At 28.7% G+C, this 20,506-nt stretch carries 16 protein-coding genes; 14 read left to right on the top strand and 2 right to left on the bottom strand.

The genetic code is table 11. The features are described 5' to 3' along the window. Nucleotides 1–33 precede the first annotated feature (33 nt). Nucleotides 34–228, top strand: coding sequence for a hypothetical protein (locus tag BN2920_RS14840; protein WP_058295765.1), 195 nt, complete (start codon nt 34–36; stop codon nt 226–228). 538 nt (nt 229–766) lie between these two features. Then, the gene (locus BN2920_RS14835; protein WP_058295764.1) at nt 767–1,621 is read left to right on the top strand and encodes a lysozyme; all 855 of its coding nucleotides are present in this window, start codon (nt 767–769) and stop codon (nt 1,619–1,621) included. A gap of 322 nt (nt 1,622–1,943) precedes the next feature. On the opposite strand, the gene BN2920_RS14830 is transcribed toward BN2920_RS14835, so the two are convergent. Further along, on the bottom strand, nt 1,944–2,336 hold the full coding sequence (locus BN2920_RS14830) for a helix-turn-helix transcriptional regulator (protein WP_058295763.1): 393 nt from the start codon (nt 2,334–2,336) through the stop codon (nt 1,944–1,946). Nucleotides 2,337–2,827: 491 nt separating this feature from the next. On the opposite strand from BN2920_RS14830, the gene BN2920_RS22415 reads away from it, so the two are divergent. From BN2920_RS22415 to BN2920_RS14785, 12 genes are all read left to right on the top strand, one after another. Then, nucleotides 2,828–2,950, top strand: a complete 123-nt coding sequence (locus BN2920_RS22415) for a hypothetical protein (RefSeq protein WP_268259234.1) — start codon at nt 2,828–2,830, stop codon at nt 2,948–2,950. Beyond that, entirely contained in the window at nt 2,943–3,971 is a 1,029-nt protein-coding gene (locus tag BN2920_RS14820; protein WP_058295761.1) for a phage replisome organizer N-terminal domain-containing protein, read from the top strand. Before BN2920_RS22415 ends, BN2920_RS14820 begins: the two co-directional genes overlap by 8 nt. 49 nt (nt 3,972–4,020) lie before the next feature. Further along, nucleotides 4,021–4,647: an ATP-binding protein gene (locus tag BN2920_RS14815; RefSeq protein ID WP_058295760.1), complete on the top strand. Its 627-nt coding sequence runs from the start codon at nt 4,021–4,023 to the stop codon at nt 4,645–4,647. Between the two features lie 12 nt (nt 4,648–4,659). Continuing rightward, nucleotides 4,660–4,902 carry an AbrB/MazE/SpoVT family DNA-binding domain-containing protein gene (locus tag BN2920_RS14810; RefSeq protein ID WP_058295759.1) on the top strand — a complete coding sequence of 81 codons (243 nt, stop codon included), beginning with the start codon at nt 4,660–4,662 and terminating at the stop codon, nt 4,900–4,902. A 360-nt stretch (nt 4,903–5,262) separates the two neighbouring features. After that, nucleotides 5,263–11,526, top strand: a complete 6,264-nt coding sequence (locus BN2920_RS14805; protein ID WP_058295758.1) for a M60 family metallopeptidase — start codon at nt 5,263–5,265, stop codon at nt 11,524–11,526. A gap of 66 nt (nt 11,527–11,592) precedes the next feature. Next, nucleotides 11,593–14,181: an immunoglobulin-like domain-containing protein gene (locus BN2920_RS14800; RefSeq protein WP_058295757.1), complete on the top strand. Its 2,589-nt coding sequence runs from the start codon at nt 11,593–11,595 to the stop codon at nt 14,179–14,181. Between the two features lie 10 nt (nt 14,182–14,191). After that, complete coding sequence (locus BN2920_RS14795) at nt 14,192–14,350, top strand: hypothetical protein (protein ID WP_207644378.1); 159 nt, start codon at nt 14,192–14,194, stop codon at nt 14,348–14,350. Between the two features lie 364 nt (nt 14,351–14,714). Then, the gene (locus tag BN2920_RS21830) at nt 14,715–14,876 is read left to right on the top strand and encodes a hypothetical protein (protein WP_172437907.1); all 162 of its coding nucleotides are present in this window, start codon (nt 14,715–14,717) and stop codon (nt 14,874–14,876) included. A gap of 181 nt (nt 14,877–15,057) precedes the next feature. Beyond that, the gene (locus BN2920_RS14790; protein ID WP_242868387.1) at nt 15,058–15,315 is read left to right on the top strand and encodes a nucleotidyltransferase substrate binding protein; all 258 of its coding nucleotides are present in this window, start codon (nt 15,058–15,060) and stop codon (nt 15,313–15,315) included. Further along, on the top strand, nt 15,287–15,412 hold the full coding sequence (locus BN2920_RS22410) for a hypothetical protein (protein ID WP_276325921.1): 126 nt from the start codon (nt 15,287–15,289) through the stop codon (nt 15,410–15,412). The genes BN2920_RS14790 and BN2920_RS22410 overlap by 29 nt, the downstream gene beginning before the upstream one ends. Before the next feature lie 528 nt (nt 15,413–15,940). Then, nucleotides 15,941–16,102 (top strand): hypothetical protein, encoded by a 162-nt coding sequence (locus BN2920_RS21465; protein ID WP_157065782.1) that lies wholly within the window; start codon nt 15,941–15,943, stop codon nt 16,100–16,102. A gap of 75 nt (nt 16,103–16,177) precedes the next feature. After that, on the top strand, nt 16,178–19,141 hold the full coding sequence (locus BN2920_RS14785) for an Ig-like domain-containing protein (protein ID WP_058295755.1): 2,964 nt from the start codon (nt 16,178–16,180) through the stop codon (nt 19,139–19,141). An 871-nt stretch (nt 19,142–20,012) separates the two neighbouring features. On the opposite strand, the gene BN2920_RS14780 is transcribed toward BN2920_RS14785, so the two are convergent. Next, a complete protein-coding gene (locus tag BN2920_RS14780; protein ID WP_058295754.1) occupies nt 20,013–20,309 on the bottom strand; it encodes a YciI family protein in 297 nt (98 codons plus the stop codon). Nucleotides 20,310–20,506 lie beyond the last annotated feature (197 nt).

Genomic DNA, 20,506 nt, shown 5'->3' with positions numbered 1-20,506 from the left:
AATGAGAGTAAGTATATTATTCAGCCTTTAATTTTGATACAGGCATATATCTTTTTTGATTGTAGTCAAATTATAACAAAGTCGATTCCACAGGCAGCAGAAAGAATTAAAGCATTAGAAAATATGGGATTTTTTAAATGGCAAAATAAAATGATTGGAACACAGGATAGAAAAGAATATGATAATTATTGGGTTGCAAGAATTGAAAAAAATAAAAATAAAAAGTAGTTTTAGTAATAGAAAATAAGAAATTAATGTAAATTCAAATTTGTAATTAGATAAGGCTTAATAAATATTTTAATATCATATTATTCAGATAATAAATGAATATTGTGATATTTTTTTATATTTAAAATACTATGGAATTCTTATACAGGATTAAGGAATTATGAAATGAGAAAAGCAATAAAATTTCATGAAGAGGTATATTTATAAACATTAGATTTTACAATTATTAAAAGAAAGATATTTATAAATTTAAGTTTTTGTATTTAAATGTATTAAAAATTAGAAGAACTAAATAACTAATGTACTCTTATTTTTAAGAATATGAATTCTTACGAATTTGCTTATTTATTGGGGCTTAAGGGGAACTTCATAATATAATTAACAGGCATATACCACTTAGCGAAGAATGAGCTTAGTGGCATAGATTTCCTATGAACGAATATATCATAGTCCCCTTGGCGATTTTTTATATAAAATATCCTTAATATGAATTTCAAAACCATATATCTTATATGAAAAAATATAGGAGGTATGTGTAATGAAAGAAGGCTGGATTAATGAAGAAGAAAATTGGTATTATTACAAAGAAAATAAAAAATTAAATACTACTTGGGTTAAAACAAGTAATCGTTGGTATTATTTAGAGAAGGATGGAAAACTGACTAAAGGATGGTTTCAAACAATTAAAGATGACAGCTGGTATTATGCTTTTGAAGAAGAAAAAATAAATAATGAAAGAAAATTTTATGAAGGCGAAATATGTGTAGGCTGGCTTAAATTAAATGATAAATGGTATTTCTTTGAGGATAATGATGAAAAGACACTTGGCAGAATGTATTGTGATAAAATTTATAAAATAAAAGAAAAATATCATAAATTTGATTATAATGGTGTTTGGTCTTTTGAAGCAGATAAAGAGCAGGATGAAAGTATGAGCATCATATCAAATGAGTTATGCGATTTTATAGGAAAGTTTGAAGGATGCAGACTTAATGCCTATTATTGTCCAAGTGGAATTTTGACTATTGGAATTGGATGTACAAGAAAAGAAGTAACCACTTTAGGCAGGATTACAAAAGAAGCAGCATATGAAGAATTTAAGAAAGATGCTAAGGTATTTTTAGATCAATTAACTGAATTAAGCAGAAAAAATAATGTGATATTAGATAAGTATGAAAAAGAAGCGCTAATATCATTTGCTTTTAATTGTGGTATTAATACACTTGAAAAATCAACATTGTGGAATAATATAAAACATAATATTAAAGAAAGCAGCATTATCACTGAAAATTTTTTAAGATATGTTAAATCTTCTAAAGGAGAAGTATTGCAAGGCTTAGTTAAAAGAAGAAAAGCTGAGGCACAGTTATTTTTGAAGAAAGTTTATATTTAGTATCAATATTATAATTTATTAATTATAAATAATTAATCTGTTGTACTAAGAAGAAAAACCATAATATATTGTCTTGGGCATACTACTTAGAGAAGAATGAACGTAGTTGTATAGTCCTCCTATGAATGAATGTGAATATGAGTTTCCATATTTAAATTTATAGGAGAATATATTATGGTTAATTTTTTTATGCGATAGCTACAATATATACAATTAGTCAAAGTAGAAAATGATTTATTTCCAGCATAGGCATATAACACTTAGCGAAGAATGAGATTAGTGGTATAGCCCTCCTATGAACGAATGTGAATAGGAGTTTCCTTTATTTATTCCTTTTTGCTAAAATATGATCAAGATCAGCTCTAAAAGCAGAAATTAATAATTTCCCAATAGGATCTTTGGGATTGTTATCATCATCAAAAATTTGGCTGGATTCTGTAACCGAAGTCCATTCAGCAACAGTATCTAAAGCCTTTTTTAAAGATTTAAAATCATCTCTTACATCTATATAATTGTCTTTATCTATTCCATATATCCAATATTCTTCAGGAAGTTCACTGATAACTACAAGTTTTTCTATAACAGCCTTTGAAGGGTTCCTTTTACCATTTTCTATTAAACTATAATAACTTTCACTGATATCTAAACTATCAGCCATTTCTTTCTTTTTTAAATGAAGTTTAATTCTATACTCTTCCAATCGTTTACTAAACATATTTATTCCTCCTATGTATAATTATAAGATAAGTTTACAAAAATGTAAATTATAAAATAGAAAAAAATGGAAATAATATTTATAGCACTCACATAATGCGTAGAAGTAGAAATCTAAGTTATATATAAGTTATACATGTATTTTACTTATAGAAATAATAATTTGAGATGACTTTTCTTAAATGAAATTAATATAAAAAATACTTTACAAATAAATGGGATTAATTTACAATTTAATAAAAGGGAATAGTAAATAAAATAGAAAGTATGAGAGGGGAATAATTATTGAAGAAAAGCGAGATAGAGTTTAATAAAGTCCATAATGATTTTAAATATGACATACAAAATAAATCTATAAATTATATTCGCAAAGAAAAATTCCGAAATCGAAAAGAAAGTTTTCGTAAACGAAAAGAAAGTTTGGAAGTAAGCAGATGCAATAGAGATAACAAATTTAAAGAGTATTGATTATATTTAAAGGAGGTATTGAGTTTGAACTTTGATATATTTAGATATTATATTTTTATATGCAACAAAATGAATATGATTCCAAACTTTGATGGACTAATGCATTTTAAAAAATTCCATGATTGGGAGATGAAAAATTATGGCTGAAGAAAGATGGTTTAAGGTTAGAACTAATATATTTAATGATCCAAAGATGAAGATAATTGCAGACCATGATGAGGGGGATTTTATAGAAGGCATATGGTTTAGAACTTTATGTTTAGCAGGAATAGTAAATGATGGTGGTTATCTATATATTAATGAAGATATTCCATATACACTTAAAACCCTTGCTATAGAATTTAATAAACCTTATGAAAAGGTTAAACTTTCTATGAAGGTATTAATAAAGCTTCAAATGATTGAATTAACAGAAGATAAATTTTATGTGGTAAAGAATTGGACAAAGTATCAGAATGTTGATGCACTTGAAAAGCAGAGAATAGAAACAAATAAAAGAGTTGCAAAACATAGAGCTAAAAAGAAGTTTGAAGAAGAAAAAAAGAAAAATCTAAAGACTCAAAATGATGAAGTAGAGACTATAAATGAACATAAAGAGGAATATGTAGAAGAAGATAATATTAAATGTGATATTGAAATTTTAAAAGATAACATTTTAAGTAATGATGATGTAACAACAAGTAATGTTACAGTAACAGCAGGTAATGTTACTGTAACAGATAAGATAGAGAATAAGACACAGACAAAGAATGAGAAAAAGAGTGAGATTGATAATATTAGTAATAAAAAGTTAAATGGTGAATTAAGTGAAAACTGTATAAAGCTTACTAAGTACTATGAGACCATAACAGGAAAAATAGGAACTCTTGATTATGGAAAACTTCGACTTGCTATATGTATGCATGGTGTAGATAATGTGAAAAATGCTATTGATAAATCCATAGAAGTGGAAAAGTATGATTTTAATTATATAAATGGAATACTTAAAAATTGGAAAAGGGATGGGTATCCAAACTTAAACCAAAAAGAAGGGGGTCATAAGAATGGAGGAAGGTTCAATAGAGAAGGTGATGAACAGAATAAGAATGAATTTGCAGGATTCAAGCCGAAGAAACCAAGAGTCCTTACAGAAGAAGAACGAAAAAAGACAGAAACTATTCTCATATAAATGTTGTAAATGTAAAGATACTGGATGGATTCTTATACCACAGGAAAAAATGCAGCCAGTTGCAAGAGCTTGTGATTGTCAGAAAATTAAAAAGAATAAGATGGAGTGGAAATCATGTGGAATAAACCCAGAGATGGTCGGGTTTAAGTTTTCTAACTTTGAAGTTTGGAATGAAACCTCAAAGTTAGCTAAAGATACAGCCAGTGCATATTTTAATGACTTTGAACAAATCAGAAATAGCAGAAGAAATAGCATTTTATTATGTGGACAGGTTGGTAGTGGAAAATCACATTTAAGCATTGCACTTGCATTAAATCTATTAAATTCAAAGATAAGAACAGTTTATATGCCTTATAGAGATGTTATTACTAAAATAAAGCAAAATGTAATTGATGAGAAAAAATATGCATCTACGATATTAAAATATCAGGTTTGTGAGGTACTTCTTATTGATGATTTGTTTAAAGGGAGACTTAATGAAAGTGATGTAAATATAATGTTTGAGATAATAAATTATAGATATCTAAACTTTCTTCCTATTATTGTGAGCAGTGAATTTACAATTGAAAAAATGCTGGAATTTGATGAAGGAATAGGATCTCGTATATATGAAATGAGTAAGGATTATGTTGTAGAAATAAAAAATGATATTAGAAATAATTATAGATTGAAGTAATGGAGGGTATTTATGGGTAATTCAGGAATTGTAAGATATTTAGATCCATTAGGCAGAATTGTAATACCAAAGGAGATTAGAGATTTACTTTGCTTTGGAAAGGATGATCCTATAGAAATTATTAAAATTAATAATACAGTTATTTTGAGAAAGTATAAAGAAGGATGCATATTTTGTGGAAATGAGAAGGAGGTTGTTAAGTTTGAAGGGGAAGGTGTTTGTTTGAAGTGTAGGAGGAAGCTTGGGAAGAGTTGAAATAAGTAATTGATATTAAATAGTTTAATTATAGAAGATTAAGATTGATGGACTCAGAAATGAGTTCATTTTTGTTATAAATATAATATTCTATGATTAAGATTAAAAAAGAGGTGCATAGAAATTATTTGAAGTTAAATTTATGCCCAAAATAAATAATTTAAAAATTAAGAATATGAAAAGTTATATAGTAATACTATATAAATCCAAAAAAAAATGCAAAAAACGACAAATTAACTTGAAATGTGTAACAAAAACACTATAATAATTATGTGCAAGTAACATGTATGTATTAATAATTATTATGATTTAACTATTAATTTACATTCATGTATATACATAGTAAAGGAGATTTAAGGGATGAAACGAAAAATATCAACTACACTTGCAGTAACTTTGATTGCAAGTCAGATGCAAAACGTTGCTTTTGCAAAAGATATTAATAACATTAAAGAAACTAATGTTATTAAAGAAGATGTATCACAGACAACTGAAAAAAGTGATAATGATATTTTAACAGAATCACCAAAAGATGAAGTAGTTGAAAATGTAGATACTAGTAATGGTGTCGAAACTACAGATAAGGATGGGACTTCTAATGATGAAATAACTACAGAAGGTGATGATACTACTAATGACGGAGAAGTTACAAATGGGGATGGAACTTCTAGTGATGAAGTAGCTAAAGAAGAAGATAACACTAGTAATGGTGAAGGAACTACAGAAGGTGAAGATACTACTAGTGGTGGAGAAACTATAGGGGATGGAGATACTTCTAATGGTAAAGAAACTGTAGAAGGTGATAACACTAGTAATGGTGGAGAAACTACAGAAAATGGAGATATTACTAATGATGAGATAACAGCAGAGGGTGATGCTGGTGAAATAACTGAAGATGAAGAAGTTATTGAAAATATAGTAGACGATGCAGAGAATTATGAAGCAAAAGGTAAACTAGAGCTAGATTTAAACTTTTCTCTTCCTATAAAGTTTACAACGTCTGATCAAACAAAGATATCAGTAAAATTAAAAGGTACAGGTGAAGATGGAGTTGAGGTTGAGCTAGGTTCAGATACTGTTAAGGCTGGGAAGACAGAATCTCAAGGCATAAATTATGAATTAGAAGCTCTAGATTATAAAAGAAAGAAGATAGAAGATTCAGCTACAGATTTAGAATTTTATCACTTAACTTTTGATAAACTTCCATTAGGAACATACTCACTTGAGATATCTGGAGCGGGATATGAAACTGTATTGGTAGATAATATAAAAATACAGGATTCTTCTAAGAGAGTTTTAATTGGAACAAGTGATAAAAAGATAGTTATAGATGATGAAACGAAAGTATATTATCCAGGAGTTTTTCTAGCAGGAAATGTTGATGGAAGCGACATGGTTACGGATACAGATTATAATATCTTAAAAAATAAAATTAAAAATAAGTCAAAAAATAGTATAAAAAATTACATAATGAATAAGATGAAAATTGATGTATCAGATAGTGATTATGATTTAAATAGAGATGGAGAAGTTGATATAACTGATTTAACTTATGTTCATCAAAATATGAATAAAGAAAAACAAGAACCAGTAATACTAGATACAGATCTTATTGTGAATCCAGAAAATGCAAAAGTAGAAGTTGCTGGTGCAGAAGTAGAAGGTAATATAAAGGATATATTAAAAAATAATGGAGCTGGAGTTTCACTAATATCTAAGGGAGAAGAAATAAGTGAAGAGAATCCTATATTATTATCACTGAACTTAGGAGCTTCAAAAAGATCAGAGACTTATGTTGAAAAGTTAGTTATAGAGGCTCCAAGTGAGAATGCACCAAGTGCAGGAAGCATAATTATACCTAATGGTGATGGAAGCGATTTAGAATTTAAATTTAAGAATTCAAAGGCGACAAGTTTAACAAGAAAAACTTCTGAGGGTAATGTAGATGTTATAGAAATAGATTTAAAGGGTCAAGTTGCTGTAAGTGAAATAACTATAAAAGTTACTGGTGGTAGAGGAAATAAGAATTTAACGGAAATATCAAAAGTTGAGTTTTTAAATAATGTTTATACAGAAATACCAAAGCCTAAGATGAATGTACCAGTTATAGATAATTTTACAAGTACAACGCAAGTAGGTCAAGAGTCCATGACACTGGGCTGGAAGCATGTACCAAATGTAACTGGATATGAAATTAAAGTTGAACAGCTTGATGATGATGGTAAAAAAGTAGTAAGTACAAGTACCTATAAAACAAGTAAAAATACTTTAAGAATAGAAAAAGTAAAGGGATATGCTATTTATAGAGTTAGTATACAATCAACATCTGGAGATTGGAAAAGTGGATACAAGGATGAACAGGAAGATTATAGTGCAAGCTCAATTGGAGATACTAATTTAACAAATAATGAAAATGATAAAGATGGAAAGCCAGATAATGTAGATGCAAACTATAATCCACAAGGATGGAACTCTGTAACTGGAGAATTAAGTAGTAACGAAGATGCAGAAAATGGAAGCAAGTTTGGAGCAGACTCTATAGTAGAGCTTCAAGTTATACCAGAAACAGCTCCAGAAGGACCAGAAGGTATAAAAATTGAAGGCGGTTATAAAGCTCTTAATGTTAGCTGGGCATCTCACAAAAAAGCTAAAGATTATGACTTATATTATAGAGAAATTGGAACTAAGAAATGGATAAAAGCAAATGATACAAATAAAGATTATGAAGATAGTGACTTAACCAATGAGATACCAGATGGAGTAGCAGATTTAAAACCAGATCAAAAGAAGGATAAAGATGAATTAATAGGAGCTACAAATTATACTATAAGTGGGTTAAAAGACACAACTACTTATGAAATAATGATGACAGCAACTAATCATCATGGAACTGGTGGTTTATCTAACAGTTATCTAGGTTCTACTACTAGCTTAGTACCTCCAATAACTACTAACTATAATCTTATCAATTCATTAAATGGAGAAAATAAATTAACTAATCATATAGAAAAGATTGAATTTCCAAGTGGTAAATCTGATGATGAAGACAGCGTTGTTGATAATGATTATTCTACTGCATGGACATTAGATGATTGGGATTCATCTAACTATAGTAAGAGAGGTCCTATAATTACATTTGATCAAGAGTATACACTTGATACAATAAATTTAATAACTAGATTAGATATAAATTCCCAGCCGTATTTAGCTAATATTGGAATATGGAATGAAGAAACAGAAGCATGGGAATACAAAACAGCAAAAGTGAATCTAAACAATAGAGTTGCGACTTTAAAATTAGATGAGCCTATAACAGCAAGAAAAGTACAAGTTAATATATCTGTATATGCAGGTGTAGGTTCTGGTAAAGCAAATATATCAGAAATTAAATTCTATAAATATGATAGTTTAGAAAAGGATGTAGATAATTTATTTGCAGATGATTTAAAATTATCCATAAAAGATGATGTTACTCAAGAGATGATAGATGAACTTACAAAAAGAGCTAAGACTATAGATCCGGTAAATATGGAATATCATTTTAATCAAAAAGAAATTCTAGAAGACTTGCAAAGAGCACAAGATTTACTTGATGATGTTAAGTTAAGTGATAGAATTTTAAAACTTGATGCTTCAATCCTTAATCAGGGTCAAACAATAGGTCAAAGCAATAACTGGCAAGCATTAGGAGTCGCTGTAAAACCAGGAGATAAAGTAACAATTTATATTGGTTCAGATAGAAAAGATACAAAGTTTAATCTTGCAATAACTCAGCACTATGGAGAATCTGGAACTTACATTACTAATTGGAATCAAAAATTAACAGTTGGTAAGAATGAAATAACAATTCCAACTTCATCTTTTAAAATGAATTATGAAAAAGGTGGAAATCTATATATAAACTACGATTCTAATTTTAAAGACACAGAACATGCACAAGTACGTGTAAGTGGCGGTACAAGAGTACCACATTTAAATGTGAATAATATGATAGATGATACAACAAAAGAAGCTGAAGTAAAACAAGCTATAAGAACTTATATTAGAGAATTAAAATCTTATGTAAGTGCCTTACCAAATAGATATCCTGAATCTGCAACAGCACAAGATAATGCAAATAATATTTATACATACGATCCAGAAACTTCTATTTTAAATAGTACTGAAATAGAAGGTGAAAGAATAATACTTTCACTTCCAGCAGATCAAATACTTAAAGGAATAGAAACAGGGTTATCTGGAAATGAAGAGGCCGAGGTAAATAGGGTTTATGATACATTACTTGCTTGGGAACAGTTAATGAAGGTTTCTTATGCGCAACAAGGTCTACTTGAAAAAGCAATAGATTTAGATGGAAATGGTGAAATAAGTGACAGTGAAAATAAATACTTTGATGCTAATAGAGCACCTAGAAACCGTATTAATATTAAGTATCAAAGAATGTTTACAGGAGCATTTATGTATGCTTCAGGACACCATGTTGGTATAGGATATGGATCTACTCCTGCAATGATGCAAGGTGTACCATTTAAATTTGATGTTAATGGAAATTTAGTGAATAAAGATGAAGGAAGTTTATTTGGATGGGGTATAAATCATGAAATTGGTCATGTTCATGATAGACCAGGATTGACTTATGCAGAAACTACTAATAACGTATTAGCTCTTATAAGCCAAACATTCGATGATATAGATTCATCTAGAATAGAGTTATCAGATGGTTATAAAAAGGTATATGATAAAGTAACATCAGGAAGTGTAGGTCTTGCAAGTGATGGATTAACTAGGCTGGGAATGTTCTGGCAATTACATTTGGCATATGATAATGATTATACTTACACAATGTTAGATAAGAATACTGATAATGATTTAAGTAATGATACATTCTATGCTAAATTATATAGAGAAACTAGAAATAAGGGAAAAGCGCCTGATGAAAAAGGTGAAGATTTTACAGCTCAAACATTTATAATGAGATCATCAGATGCGGCTGGTAAAGACTTAAGACCGTTCTTTGAAAAGTGGGGATTAGTTGCGAGTAAAAATACTAATGAATACTTAAATAGTAAAAAATATCCAGTAGAGAATAAAGCAATTTACTATTTAAATGATGAAGCAAGAAGAAAAAGATTAGCTGCTATGGAAAATAATAATATGAGTGCAATTACTATGGCAAAAGATACTAAAGTAAATGGAGCTTTTGGAACTGATAAAAATGGAGTTCAAATAACCGAAAAAACTTACTTAAATCAAAAAGAAGTTCCATTAAATTTAAGTGTAAACAAGGATGCAGATAAGATACTTGGATATGAAATAATAAGAAAAGAAGCAACATCAACAGGAAGCAAAGGTGTTCCAGTTGGATTTGTTGAAAGAGATAAAGAAGGCAAAAACGGAGCAACTAGCTTTACAGATGTTATAGATTCAGTAAATAATAGAGCTTTTGAATACAAAGTTAGAGCATATGATTATGACTTAAATGTAACATCGGAAACTGTAATTGGAAATGTAAAAGTAAATCATGATGGAAGCATAGCTAAGAACAATTGGATATTTGATACAAATACAAGAAGTGCTAATGATGTTTCAGATGAGAATACTGGACATGGCCAAGTTCAAGATGGAGAAATTAATAAAATAAAAGATAATGATGTATCAACAGTATATAATGCATCAAAGGCAACTGATCAAAATGGCGGAGTAGCAAGTGGAGACCCATATGTAACAGTTGATATGGGAAGTAGTAAGTCTGTTGTAGGACTCAAGTATACTCCAGGACCAGTTCAAGAGAAGAAGTTCTCTCTAATGAATTTCTTTAAGAGAAATACAGAGACTACATATTCACCAATAAGTAAATATGAAGTTTATGTAAGTAAAGACGGAAAGTCATGGACTAAGGCTCATTCAGGAACTTTTGATACTACTAAAGAAAATACAATTTACTTTAATGAAGCTGGAGATAATAATAATACTCAACTATGGGCATATGATGCACAATATGTAAAATTAGTTGCTAAAGGAGCTGAAACTATTTCTATAGCAGAATTAGATATATTAGGACCTACAGGTGATAATATAGAAATAGGAATAGATAATAATGACAAAGTTTATAGAAATGGTGTTGGTAGATTAAATACAGAATATACGTATGCACCAGGTAAATCAATACCAGCAGGTTCAATAATAATAACTGGTGAATACAAAGGAGATCCAGCATTTAATGTTCCTCTAGTAATAAATGAAAATGATAAAAACTTTGCAATAGAATCACAAGCTATATTATTGGCTACTTTACCAAAGGATTCACCACTTGGTGAAGTTGCGGAAGGTAACTGGATATATTGGATTACTCCAGAACAAGAAAATAAGATAATAAATGGAGAAAACAATATAGAAGGAAAAGCTATAAAAGCTGAATTATATAGATACAATAAATTAGATGGGTCAGGTAAGCCTGTTGGTCAAAGGCTAGTAAGTGATACTTTCTTACTTGATTTACCAGCGTTAGATAGATTACCATCAATTGATTTAAATGGTGGAAAGACAAGAGCTTTATCTACTTCATATGATAAAGTAGTAGAAATAAATAATGATATTATGAAAAAAGCATACGAGAATAGATAATAATTTTAAAAAGAGGCTATCTCTTTTGAGATAGTCTTTTATTAAGATGAGAAAGGAAAAAAACAGATGAAAAAGATTAAGCTGTCAGCAAAAACTGCATTAGTATCAGGTCTAGTAGCAGCATCAACAGCTGGGATTGTTTATGCAACACCTGAAATTCTTGAGAGTATAAATTCTGATACAACAGACAATTTAAAATTAGTAGTAGAAAAAGTAGATAATGATACTGCTAGGGTATCTATAGATAATATAAAAGAGATACCAAGGTCACTTCAATTTAGTATAAAGCTAGATGGAGCAGAATTAAAAGATGGAGAAAATAGTATACATGATTTAGTTTCAAAAGAAATAGAAACTATAGTAAATACTAATGAAGATCAAAGTAATTCAAATAAAATATTAACAGATTATACATATGATAAAGATAAAAATACCATTGATGTTTTAATAACAGCTGATAATTCAATTCCTAAGAATGCCAATAAAGTAGATGTATTTGATATAGATCTAAAATCTAAATCAAAAGGTATATTTAATTTAGATTTAGGTGAAATGGTAGAAGGTATTTTAAGCAAAAATAAAGTTGCAAGTAAATACACAATAACTCCAAATGATGATGTAGAGTATAAGTATGTAAGTGATGCTAATAAAGAATATGTTAGTAAGAAGGTAGATTATTCTAAAGAAGAAATATCTATGAACTCTAATCCAACTATAAGCTCAGATGGTAGATCTATTCAGCTTATGGAGGGACAAAAGATTCAGTTAACAGCTGAAAACTTAGGAATAACAATGAATGATGATGATGAAGATGATGCCGTATCATTAGAAGTTAAGTATGAAGGTAATGTTATAACAGAATTTTCAGAAACTACACCAGGAGTATATAATTTAGAAGCTGTGGCAAAAGATAGTTATGGTGAAATATCTGAAGAATTAATAATACAAGTAGGGGTAATTGAAGAAAAAATTACGACAGAGCCAATTATAACTAAAGGTGGTAAAGAATTAGAGGATATTACTTTAAATGCAGGAGATATTTTCAATCCAATGGAAGATGTCAAAGCAGAAGACGGTAAAAAGAATGAGCTTAAAGTTAATCTTTCAGTAGATAAAGAACTTGATTTAGATCCAGAGACAACTACTGAATATAAATTAACGTATACTGCTATAGATAAGTATGAGAATAAAGCCGAAAAAACAATAACTCTAACTGTAAATGCAAATAAAGCACCAGTTATTTTAGGTGTTAAAGACCATAATTTAATGGTTGGTGATAGCTTTGATCCAAGAGAAGGGGTTACAGTAATAGATGAGGATGAAAATATAGAATTAAAGGTTGACAGTAATGTAAGTGTTAATATTCCAGGAGAGTATAAAGTTTCATATACTGCAACTGATAGTAAAGGTAAGACATCTAGGGCACAAAGTAAAGTGGTTGTAATTTCAAATGAAACTGGAATAAATAATCCGCCAGAAATATATGCAACTGATAAGACTATAAAACTAGGAACAGCTTTCAATCCATTAGATGGCGTAACTGCATCTGACAAGGAAGATGGAACTATAAATAAGATAGAAGTTATTGAAAATACTGTTAATGTAAATGAAGAGGGCCAATATAAAGTTACATATAGTGTTGAAGATAGCACTGACGCAATAACAACAAAAACAATAACTGTAACAGTTAAAGGAGAGCTAAATTTAGTTGAAAGCATAACTATAAACAATAAGTTCTCTAAAATGTATTTAGAAAATGAAAAAACAGTAACTGCATCTATTAATGGAGATGCAGATGTGAAAGATGTAAATTGGTCAACAAGTAATTCAAATGTGGCTGAAATAGAGGTTATTGGAAATAGTGCTAAAATCATTGCTAGATCAGAAGGGAAAGCAACAATAACAGCATCAACTAAAGATGGAAGCAACAAATCAGATAGTTTTACAATAAATGTAGTTGATTTCCAAAATGATAGTGAAATGCCTTCATATATTAAAGATATAGTAGATACTAACATCTTATTACCTATAGTAGGAAGTACTGATGGATCAAAAAATTCCCCAGTAGAATTTGAAATGAGAAATATAACTGTAGATAAATTAGATGAATTCTTAAAGAGTATAAATAATTTAAACCCAGTTATAAAAGATATATATTCTAAGGGAGACTTTACAGTTTATAAGTTAAAGCTTACTCAAGAAGTTGGATTATTAGATAAGTTAAGAAATATAAGAGCTATTGGATTATTTAATAGCAATAGCAATGTAGATATATACATGGAAATAAAGGTGAATAATTACTTAAGTAATGCAAGCCAATTGAAAGCTAGATTAAATGAGCTAAAATCAGATAATAATTCAAGTAACACTGGTGGTAGCAATGGAAGTTCTAGTGGAAATAGTGGAAGTTCAAGTGGCGGAAATGGAAACACTGGTGGAAATAGTGGGAGCTCAAGCGGTGACAATGGAAGCAGTAGTGGAAACGGTGGAAACTCAAGTGCTGACAATGGAAGTACCGNATTGAAAGCTAGATTAAATGAGCTAAAATCAGATAATAATTCAAGTAACACTGGTGGTAGCAATGGAAGTTCTAGTGGAAATAGTGGAAGTTCAAGTGGCGGAAATGGAAACACTGGTGGAAATAGTGGGAGCTAAAGCGGTGACAATGGAAGCAGTAGTGGAAACGGTGGAAACTCAAGTGCTGACAATGGAAGTACCGGAGGAAATGGTGGAAGCTCAAGTAGTGGAAATGGAAGCATTGCTGGAAATGATGAAAGCTCAAATAGCGGAAATGGAAGCACTGGTGGAAATAATGAAAGCTTAAGTGGCGAAAATGGCTCAGGTACTAGCAATGGAAGTGCAAGCCTTAATAATAATACAGGAGCAGTAGAAAATACAAAAATAACTGAGAATTCAAAAGAATCTGATGATGAAGAAATAGAAGATAATTTAGAATCTGAAAATTCAGAAGCAGCAGATGATTCAAAAGCATCTAAAGATAAAGGAACAAGCGAAAAATTAGAAGTAAGTGAAAATTTAGAAAAAGTAAATAAAAATAATACAATTGCTACAGTATTAGGTTATAGTGCTGTAATAGGTGCAGCTGCAATTTCAGGTATATTATTCTTTAAGAATAAAAAATAATTCTTAAAGAAAAGTTAAAATACTAGAGATAATACGGCAATGTATTGTTGATATTTTGGGGAAATGTAGTAGATTTGTGTAAAATAAATCTACTACATTCTTTTTATATATTCAATTTATTAGATGTTTTGGATGATGAAACAATTGCAGTAAAGACTGGATTGGACATAGAAGAAGTTAAGGTATTAAGAGATAAAAGTTATTAGTATGGGTTTTAAAAGCCTATCTTATTTTTTTATATAATTAAGATGAAAATTTTTTAATTAATGAAATAGCATTTTATAATAATTGCGGCTATAATAGAAATATAGTTAAAATGAGTGTAGTCAATAGATTCATGTAAGTAAAGAGAAGGAGAGTTACATTGTATTTATATATTATGAAGATATGGAAATGAGATTATTTGAGGGATTAGAAAATGCAGATGAAATAATATTAGAAGTATATAGAGATTCTATAATAAAAAAGTATGAAACTTTAGAATACTTAACATGGAAATTATTATCTAAAATCTTTAAAGAGGATGGACTTGAGAGAAATAATCCTAGGGGATGTTACAAACATGCTTTTAAAGAGGGCTTGATAGAAGATATGATTGTTTGGAACGATATACTACTTGCAAGAAATTCAACAGCTTATATATAATGAAGAAGATTATGAAGAGATAAAAAATAATATAGTAGGAAGATATATAGATGCTGTAGAAGAACTTTTAAATAAGGTATCAATGGAGAAGTTGTAGTATGTATGGAATAGAAATTTATGATAATTTAGATAGAAATTAAAAATATATAGATACGATAGCTATCATGGAAGATTAAGATTTATGGACTCAGAAATGAGTCCATTTTTGCGTAAATAAAGTAATATTAGCAAATTAACAGTAAGGTAAAAAAATTAATGGATAGATAAATGTAAACCTCTATTGTTAAAATTGATTAGTATGGAATACAGATTGATTAATGCAGACAATATCGAAATAAAGAAGAAGGGCATTTTCTCTAAGGAAAGGGTGAAGATACACAAAAAATTAGCAATATTTTTCCAAAAAACAACATAATTGAATAATGTTTCGTTGAGAATATTAAAAAATAATGCTAAAATCAATTTCTAAATAAACATTTTTTTAAATAGAGAGTAGGACAAAAGTGGGTAATTATTTAATTTTCTCTATATATGGAAATATAAATTTAATAATGAAAAAATAATGATTATTTTGATTTTTAGGGGGATGATTAATGTATTATTTGAGTAAAAAAACACAAAATTAGTGGCTAAAGCTTTAGTAGTAACAAGTATAGCTAGTATGGGAGCTGGTATTAATATTATTAATGATCAGCCACTAATAGCTATGGCTGATACTGTTAGTATAGGGACACCAGAAGGGTATAATGAGTCTGATTATCAACAGTTAGTTGCATTCCTATCTTAAACAGATTCAAATGGTATAACAAACGCTAAGAAGTGTGGAATAGAACTTAATCAAAAAGGCATAGATAGTTTATTTATGGACGAATCTGAATTTCTTAGTGAAATTCAAAAGGCTCAAGAAAATGATCCTAATGATGGTGTTAATAATTATTTAAATGCACGTCCAATAATTATATGGAAAGATACTGATAATGTAAAAGAATTGTACAAAATATACATGAGAGGGTTGCAATTAAATGGAGACATAAGATTTAATAATTGCCAATCTCTGAAGGTATTGCATCTAGGTGGTAACTTTACTGTAAAAGATGGATTTGGTAAAAGTGATAACTATAAAAGTATATCTGTAAGTAACTGTAATAATTTAGAGGAGTTAAGATTAGCAAATAGTAATTTGTCTAACTTAACATTAGATAATTTAGCACAAGTAAAATTGGTAGATATTAGTTGTAATCCAATAACTTCTTTTGATTTTTCAAAATTCACATCAATAGAATCATTAAATTTATCAAAAACAAATTTAAGTGATATAGACATTAGTAATATGAACTCTCTTTCAAATTTAATGTATGGAGATTCAAATATTAAAAATATAACAACAGGAGAAGCTAATACATCTGCACTAAGATGGATATATGCTAATGATGTAAATACATTAGATATAACTGATTTAAAGAATCTTGAATTTTATTTTGTTAGTAATGAATGTGAAGGAAACTTAGATGTAAGTAAAACAAACATTACTAGAGATAAGAATTTAAGAATTAACAAATTAAATTTGGCATCATTAACTACTGCTAATTATTCTGTTAAAGCTAATGATGGAAGATTCAAATATTATTCTTTCGTAATTGGAGCAGATGAATATGTAGGTTCTGATAAATATTTAGAAAGTACATTAGAACTTCAAAATGTTTCAGAAGGTAAAATTGGTAAATGGATATTGACGTCTCGTTTAGATGGATCAGTTAAAACTGTTTACGGAGATACAATTGCAGTAGCAGAATTAAATGGTTGTGATGTAGAGGTAAATGAAGTTAATGTTAGCATTCCTGAGGTAAAAGATATAAATGTTATTGAAGGTACATCTGTAAAAGACTTATCATTACCAAAAACTTTAGATGTAACAATAGATGACTCATTTACAACAAGTGCAGCAGTTAAATGGGATACAGGTAATTACAAAAAAAGTCCTGGAGTTTATAATTTAAATGGAACAGTAACATTACTTAATACAACATATGTGTCAAACAAATTTAAAACAAGTGTAAATGTTGTAGTTGATAAAGCACCTGAGGAGACGAAAATAATAAGAGGTTCAGTAACTAATACTCTTAGTGTAAGTTATGGAACACCTGTAGAAGATTTAAACTTACCTAAAACAGTAGAAATTATTTTAAGTGATAAGACTACAACATCAGCAGCTGTAACTTGGGATACACGTTCTTATAATGGAAATGTTGCAAAGGAATATAAATTACAAGGTGAAATAACATTACCTGATGGAATTACAAATCCTAATGGTGTAAAAGCAAGTATTAATGTTGCAGTAAAAGAAAAACCGCCGATAACGGCAACAGTAACAAGCGTTTCAAAATTAGAAGATATAAGAGTGGCAAATGGTACGCCTATACAAGAGGTATCCTTACCTAAGACAGTTGTTGTTATGTTAAGTAAAGATAATACTCCATCACTAGCTGCAGTTTCTTGGAATGTAGATTCTTATAATGGAAATATAGCAAATACTTATAGACTAACTGGAACATTATCACTACCTGAAGGTATAACAAATCCAAAAAACTTAAAAGCTAGTATAAATGTTATAGTTGGAGAAAATAAACATGAAACAACAGGAGCAGCTGTAACACTTGAAATAAGTGGTGTACCTGAAGAAGGTGAAACTTTAATTGCTAATCTTTTAGATGAAGATGGTAATGAATTCACTACAGATGCAGCTGTAAAATATAAGTGGTATAGACTTGATAATTTAGATTCAGATTTCAATAATTTAATTGGTAAAAATAAAGATTATCAAATTAGCAAAAATGACATAGGTAAATATATAGGGGTATGTGTAAAAACTGCCAAAAAGTATTTCACAGCAGTTGTTGGAAGAATTTCAGGAACATCATCAGATAATAATAACACTAATGATGATAGTGCTACTTTAAATACAGCATATGATTTAGTTAAAGCAAAATTAGATTCAATTACTTACACAAATACTACAACAAAAGATAATATAGTATCTATTTTAAATTCATTAACATTACCTAATGGTATTTCTGTGTCTATTACAGATTCTAAGTTGGTTAAAGCAACCTATTCAAAAGAAGGAAGATTTACATTAAATATTAAGTTAGAATCAACAAATGGTGAAAGTAAGGAATTTGATTATGTTGGGAATATTTCTAAACTTAAATCATCTAGTACAAGTTCTGGTTCTGGTGGTTCAAAAGGAGGTTCCTCAAGTGGAGGCTCTTCAAGTTCTGGATCACATAGTAGCAGTAATAATTCATTAGATAGTGGTAAATCTCATGTAACTATACAAACAGAATTGGTTAAAGACAATAATGGAAGCTTGGATTATAACAAAGAAGCTGGTACTAAAGCAGCAGGATGGTCACAAAATGCAGATGGAAAGTGGTATTATAATAAAGAAGATGGTACTAAAGCAACAGGATGGTTACAAAATGCAGATGGAAAGTGGTACTATTTAAATTCAGATGGATCTATGAAAACAGGATGGGCAAATGTTAATGAAAATTGGTATTACTTAAATTCAGATGGATCTATGAAAACAGGATGGGCAAATGTTAATGGAAAGTGGTATTATTTAAATTCAGACGGATCTATGAAAACAGGATGGGCAAATGTTAATGGAAAATGGTATTACTTAAATTCAGATGGATCTATGAAAACAGGATGGTTAAAAAATTCAGATGGAAGCTGGTATTATTTAAATTCAGATGGATCTATGGCAGCTAATACAACAATAAATGGATATAAATTAGATAAAACTGGTAAAATGGTTTGGTAAAAAAGTAATAATATATCATGTGAAAAAATGAAAAAAGTACGAAATATAGAATAAGTAGATAATTTCTATGTGGGCTTTTGTATTTTAAATTAGTAATGGAATTAATCACAAAATATTAAATTATATATAGTACTGATTATTTATAAATAAATATAATTTCTATATTATAAATAAAAATGCACCTAAAAATAGGACAGTAAATAGTTTTGCATAAAAATAAATCTATCTACTGTCCATATTTACACCTTCTTCCATCNTATAAATTAGATAAAACTGGTAAAATGGTTTGGTAAAAAAGTAATAATATATCATGTGAAAAAATGAAAAAAGTACGAAATATAGAATAAGTAGATAATTTCTATGTGGGCTTTTGTATTTTAAATTAGTAATGGAATTAATCACAAAATATTAAATTATATATAGTACTGATTATTTATAAATAAATATAATTTCTATATTATAAATAAAAATGCACATAAAAATAGGACAGTAAATAGTTTTGCATAAAAATAAATCTATCTACTGTCCATATTTACACCTTCTTCCATCACTATTTAATATTACAGAAATTTTATTTTCAATTTGCTGTGTTTTTATATTCATAAGTCCAATTTCAAAACCAGTATTAATCAGTGGATTATCTTTAAATTCATAATTATAAGTCTTTCCATTTTCCCAATTATAATTATAAGTTTCATCTTCAAATGCATGAAAAATTACTGGTCAATCTGTTCTTTGTTCATGTCCACTTATATGAATAAACCATTTATATCCTTCTGGAGTTTTTTTAGGTAGTTTAAAACTCATAGTGTTACTTTGGAAATTATATGCTATTGTTTCTACAAGTACATAAACTGTATTAGATTTTTAACTACTTATTAAACCATACATTTGGAGATTCATTAAAGTAGTGAGGTGAAAATTCAGTAACTTTGTAGTCCTGTAAATTATGAACTTTTAATGGTTCATTAGCTAGATAATTTTCTACGCTTTCAAGAGACTCTGATTTCATAATAAATAGTCCACCACTTATATCAGCTTTTAGTCCAGACATTAGTATTAATCCTTCATCCATTGCTTTTTGAGAATAAGCCATATGTTCTTTCATTATAGTTTCATTACTTAAATCAGAATTTTTTATTATACCTTCAACTATAAAATATTTCATTTTTAACAACCTTCTTTATATTTATTTTAAATAGTTAAGTATATTGTAGATTACATAAATTTTATTGTCAATTATGCTCTGCAAATCCTATAATTTGGAATTATAGATAAATAAGATATATCCTTTCTATTTGGGAAATTATAATTCATATGGTAAAATTGCATATAGAGATAAAATGTCATTTGGTTTATAGAATC

Origin of the sequence: Clostridium neonatale (genome assembly GCF_001458595.1) — a bacterium.
In the GTDB taxonomy this organism is placed as follows: Bacteria; Bacillota; Clostridia; order Clostridiales; family Clostridiaceae; genus Clostridium; species Clostridium neonatale.
The sequence above is the reverse complement of the archived record's forward strand: the minus strand, read 5'-3'. Positions and strand labels throughout refer to the sequence as shown.

What these genes read in the sequence shown, in the direction of transcription:
- BN2920_RS14835 (WP_058295764.1), top strand. Translation starts at nt 767, where the DNA reads ATGAAAGAAGGCTGGATTAATGAAGAAGAAAATTGGTATTATTACAAA.
- BN2920_RS14830 (WP_058295763.1), bottom strand. Translation starts at nt 2,336, where the DNA reads ATGTTTAGTAAACGATTGGAAGAGTATAGAATTAAACTTCATTTAAAA.
- BN2920_RS14820 (WP_058295761.1), top strand. Translation starts at nt 2,943, where the DNA reads ATGGCTGAAGAAAGATGGTTTAAGGTTAGAACTAATATATTTAATGAT.
- BN2920_RS14815 (WP_058295760.1), top strand. Translation starts at nt 4,021, where the DNA reads ATGCAGCCAGTTGCAAGAGCTTGTGATTGTCAGAAAATTAAAAAGAAT.
- BN2920_RS14810 (WP_058295759.1), top strand. Translation starts at nt 4,660, where the DNA reads ATGGGTAATTCAGGAATTGTAAGATATTTAGATCCATTAGGCAGAATT.
- BN2920_RS14805 (WP_058295758.1), top strand. Translation starts at nt 5,263, where the DNA reads ATGAAACGAAAAATATCAACTACACTTGCAGTAACTTTGATTGCAAGT.
- BN2920_RS14795 (WP_207644378.1), top strand. Translation starts at nt 14,192, where the DNA reads ATGGAAGCAGTAGTGGAAACGGTGGAAACTCAAGTGCTGACAATGGAA.
- BN2920_RS14790 (WP_242868387.1), top strand. Translation starts at nt 15,058, where the DNA reads ATGGAAATGAGATTATTTGAGGGATTAGAAAATGCAGATGAAATAATA.
- BN2920_RS14785 (WP_058295755.1), top strand. Translation starts at nt 16,178, where the DNA reads ATGGACGAATCTGAATTTCTTAGTGAAATTCAAAAGGCTCAAGAAAAT.
- BN2920_RS14780 (WP_058295754.1), bottom strand. Translation starts at nt 20,309, where the DNA reads ATGAAATATTTTATAGTTGAAGGTATAATAAAAAATTCTGATTTAAGT.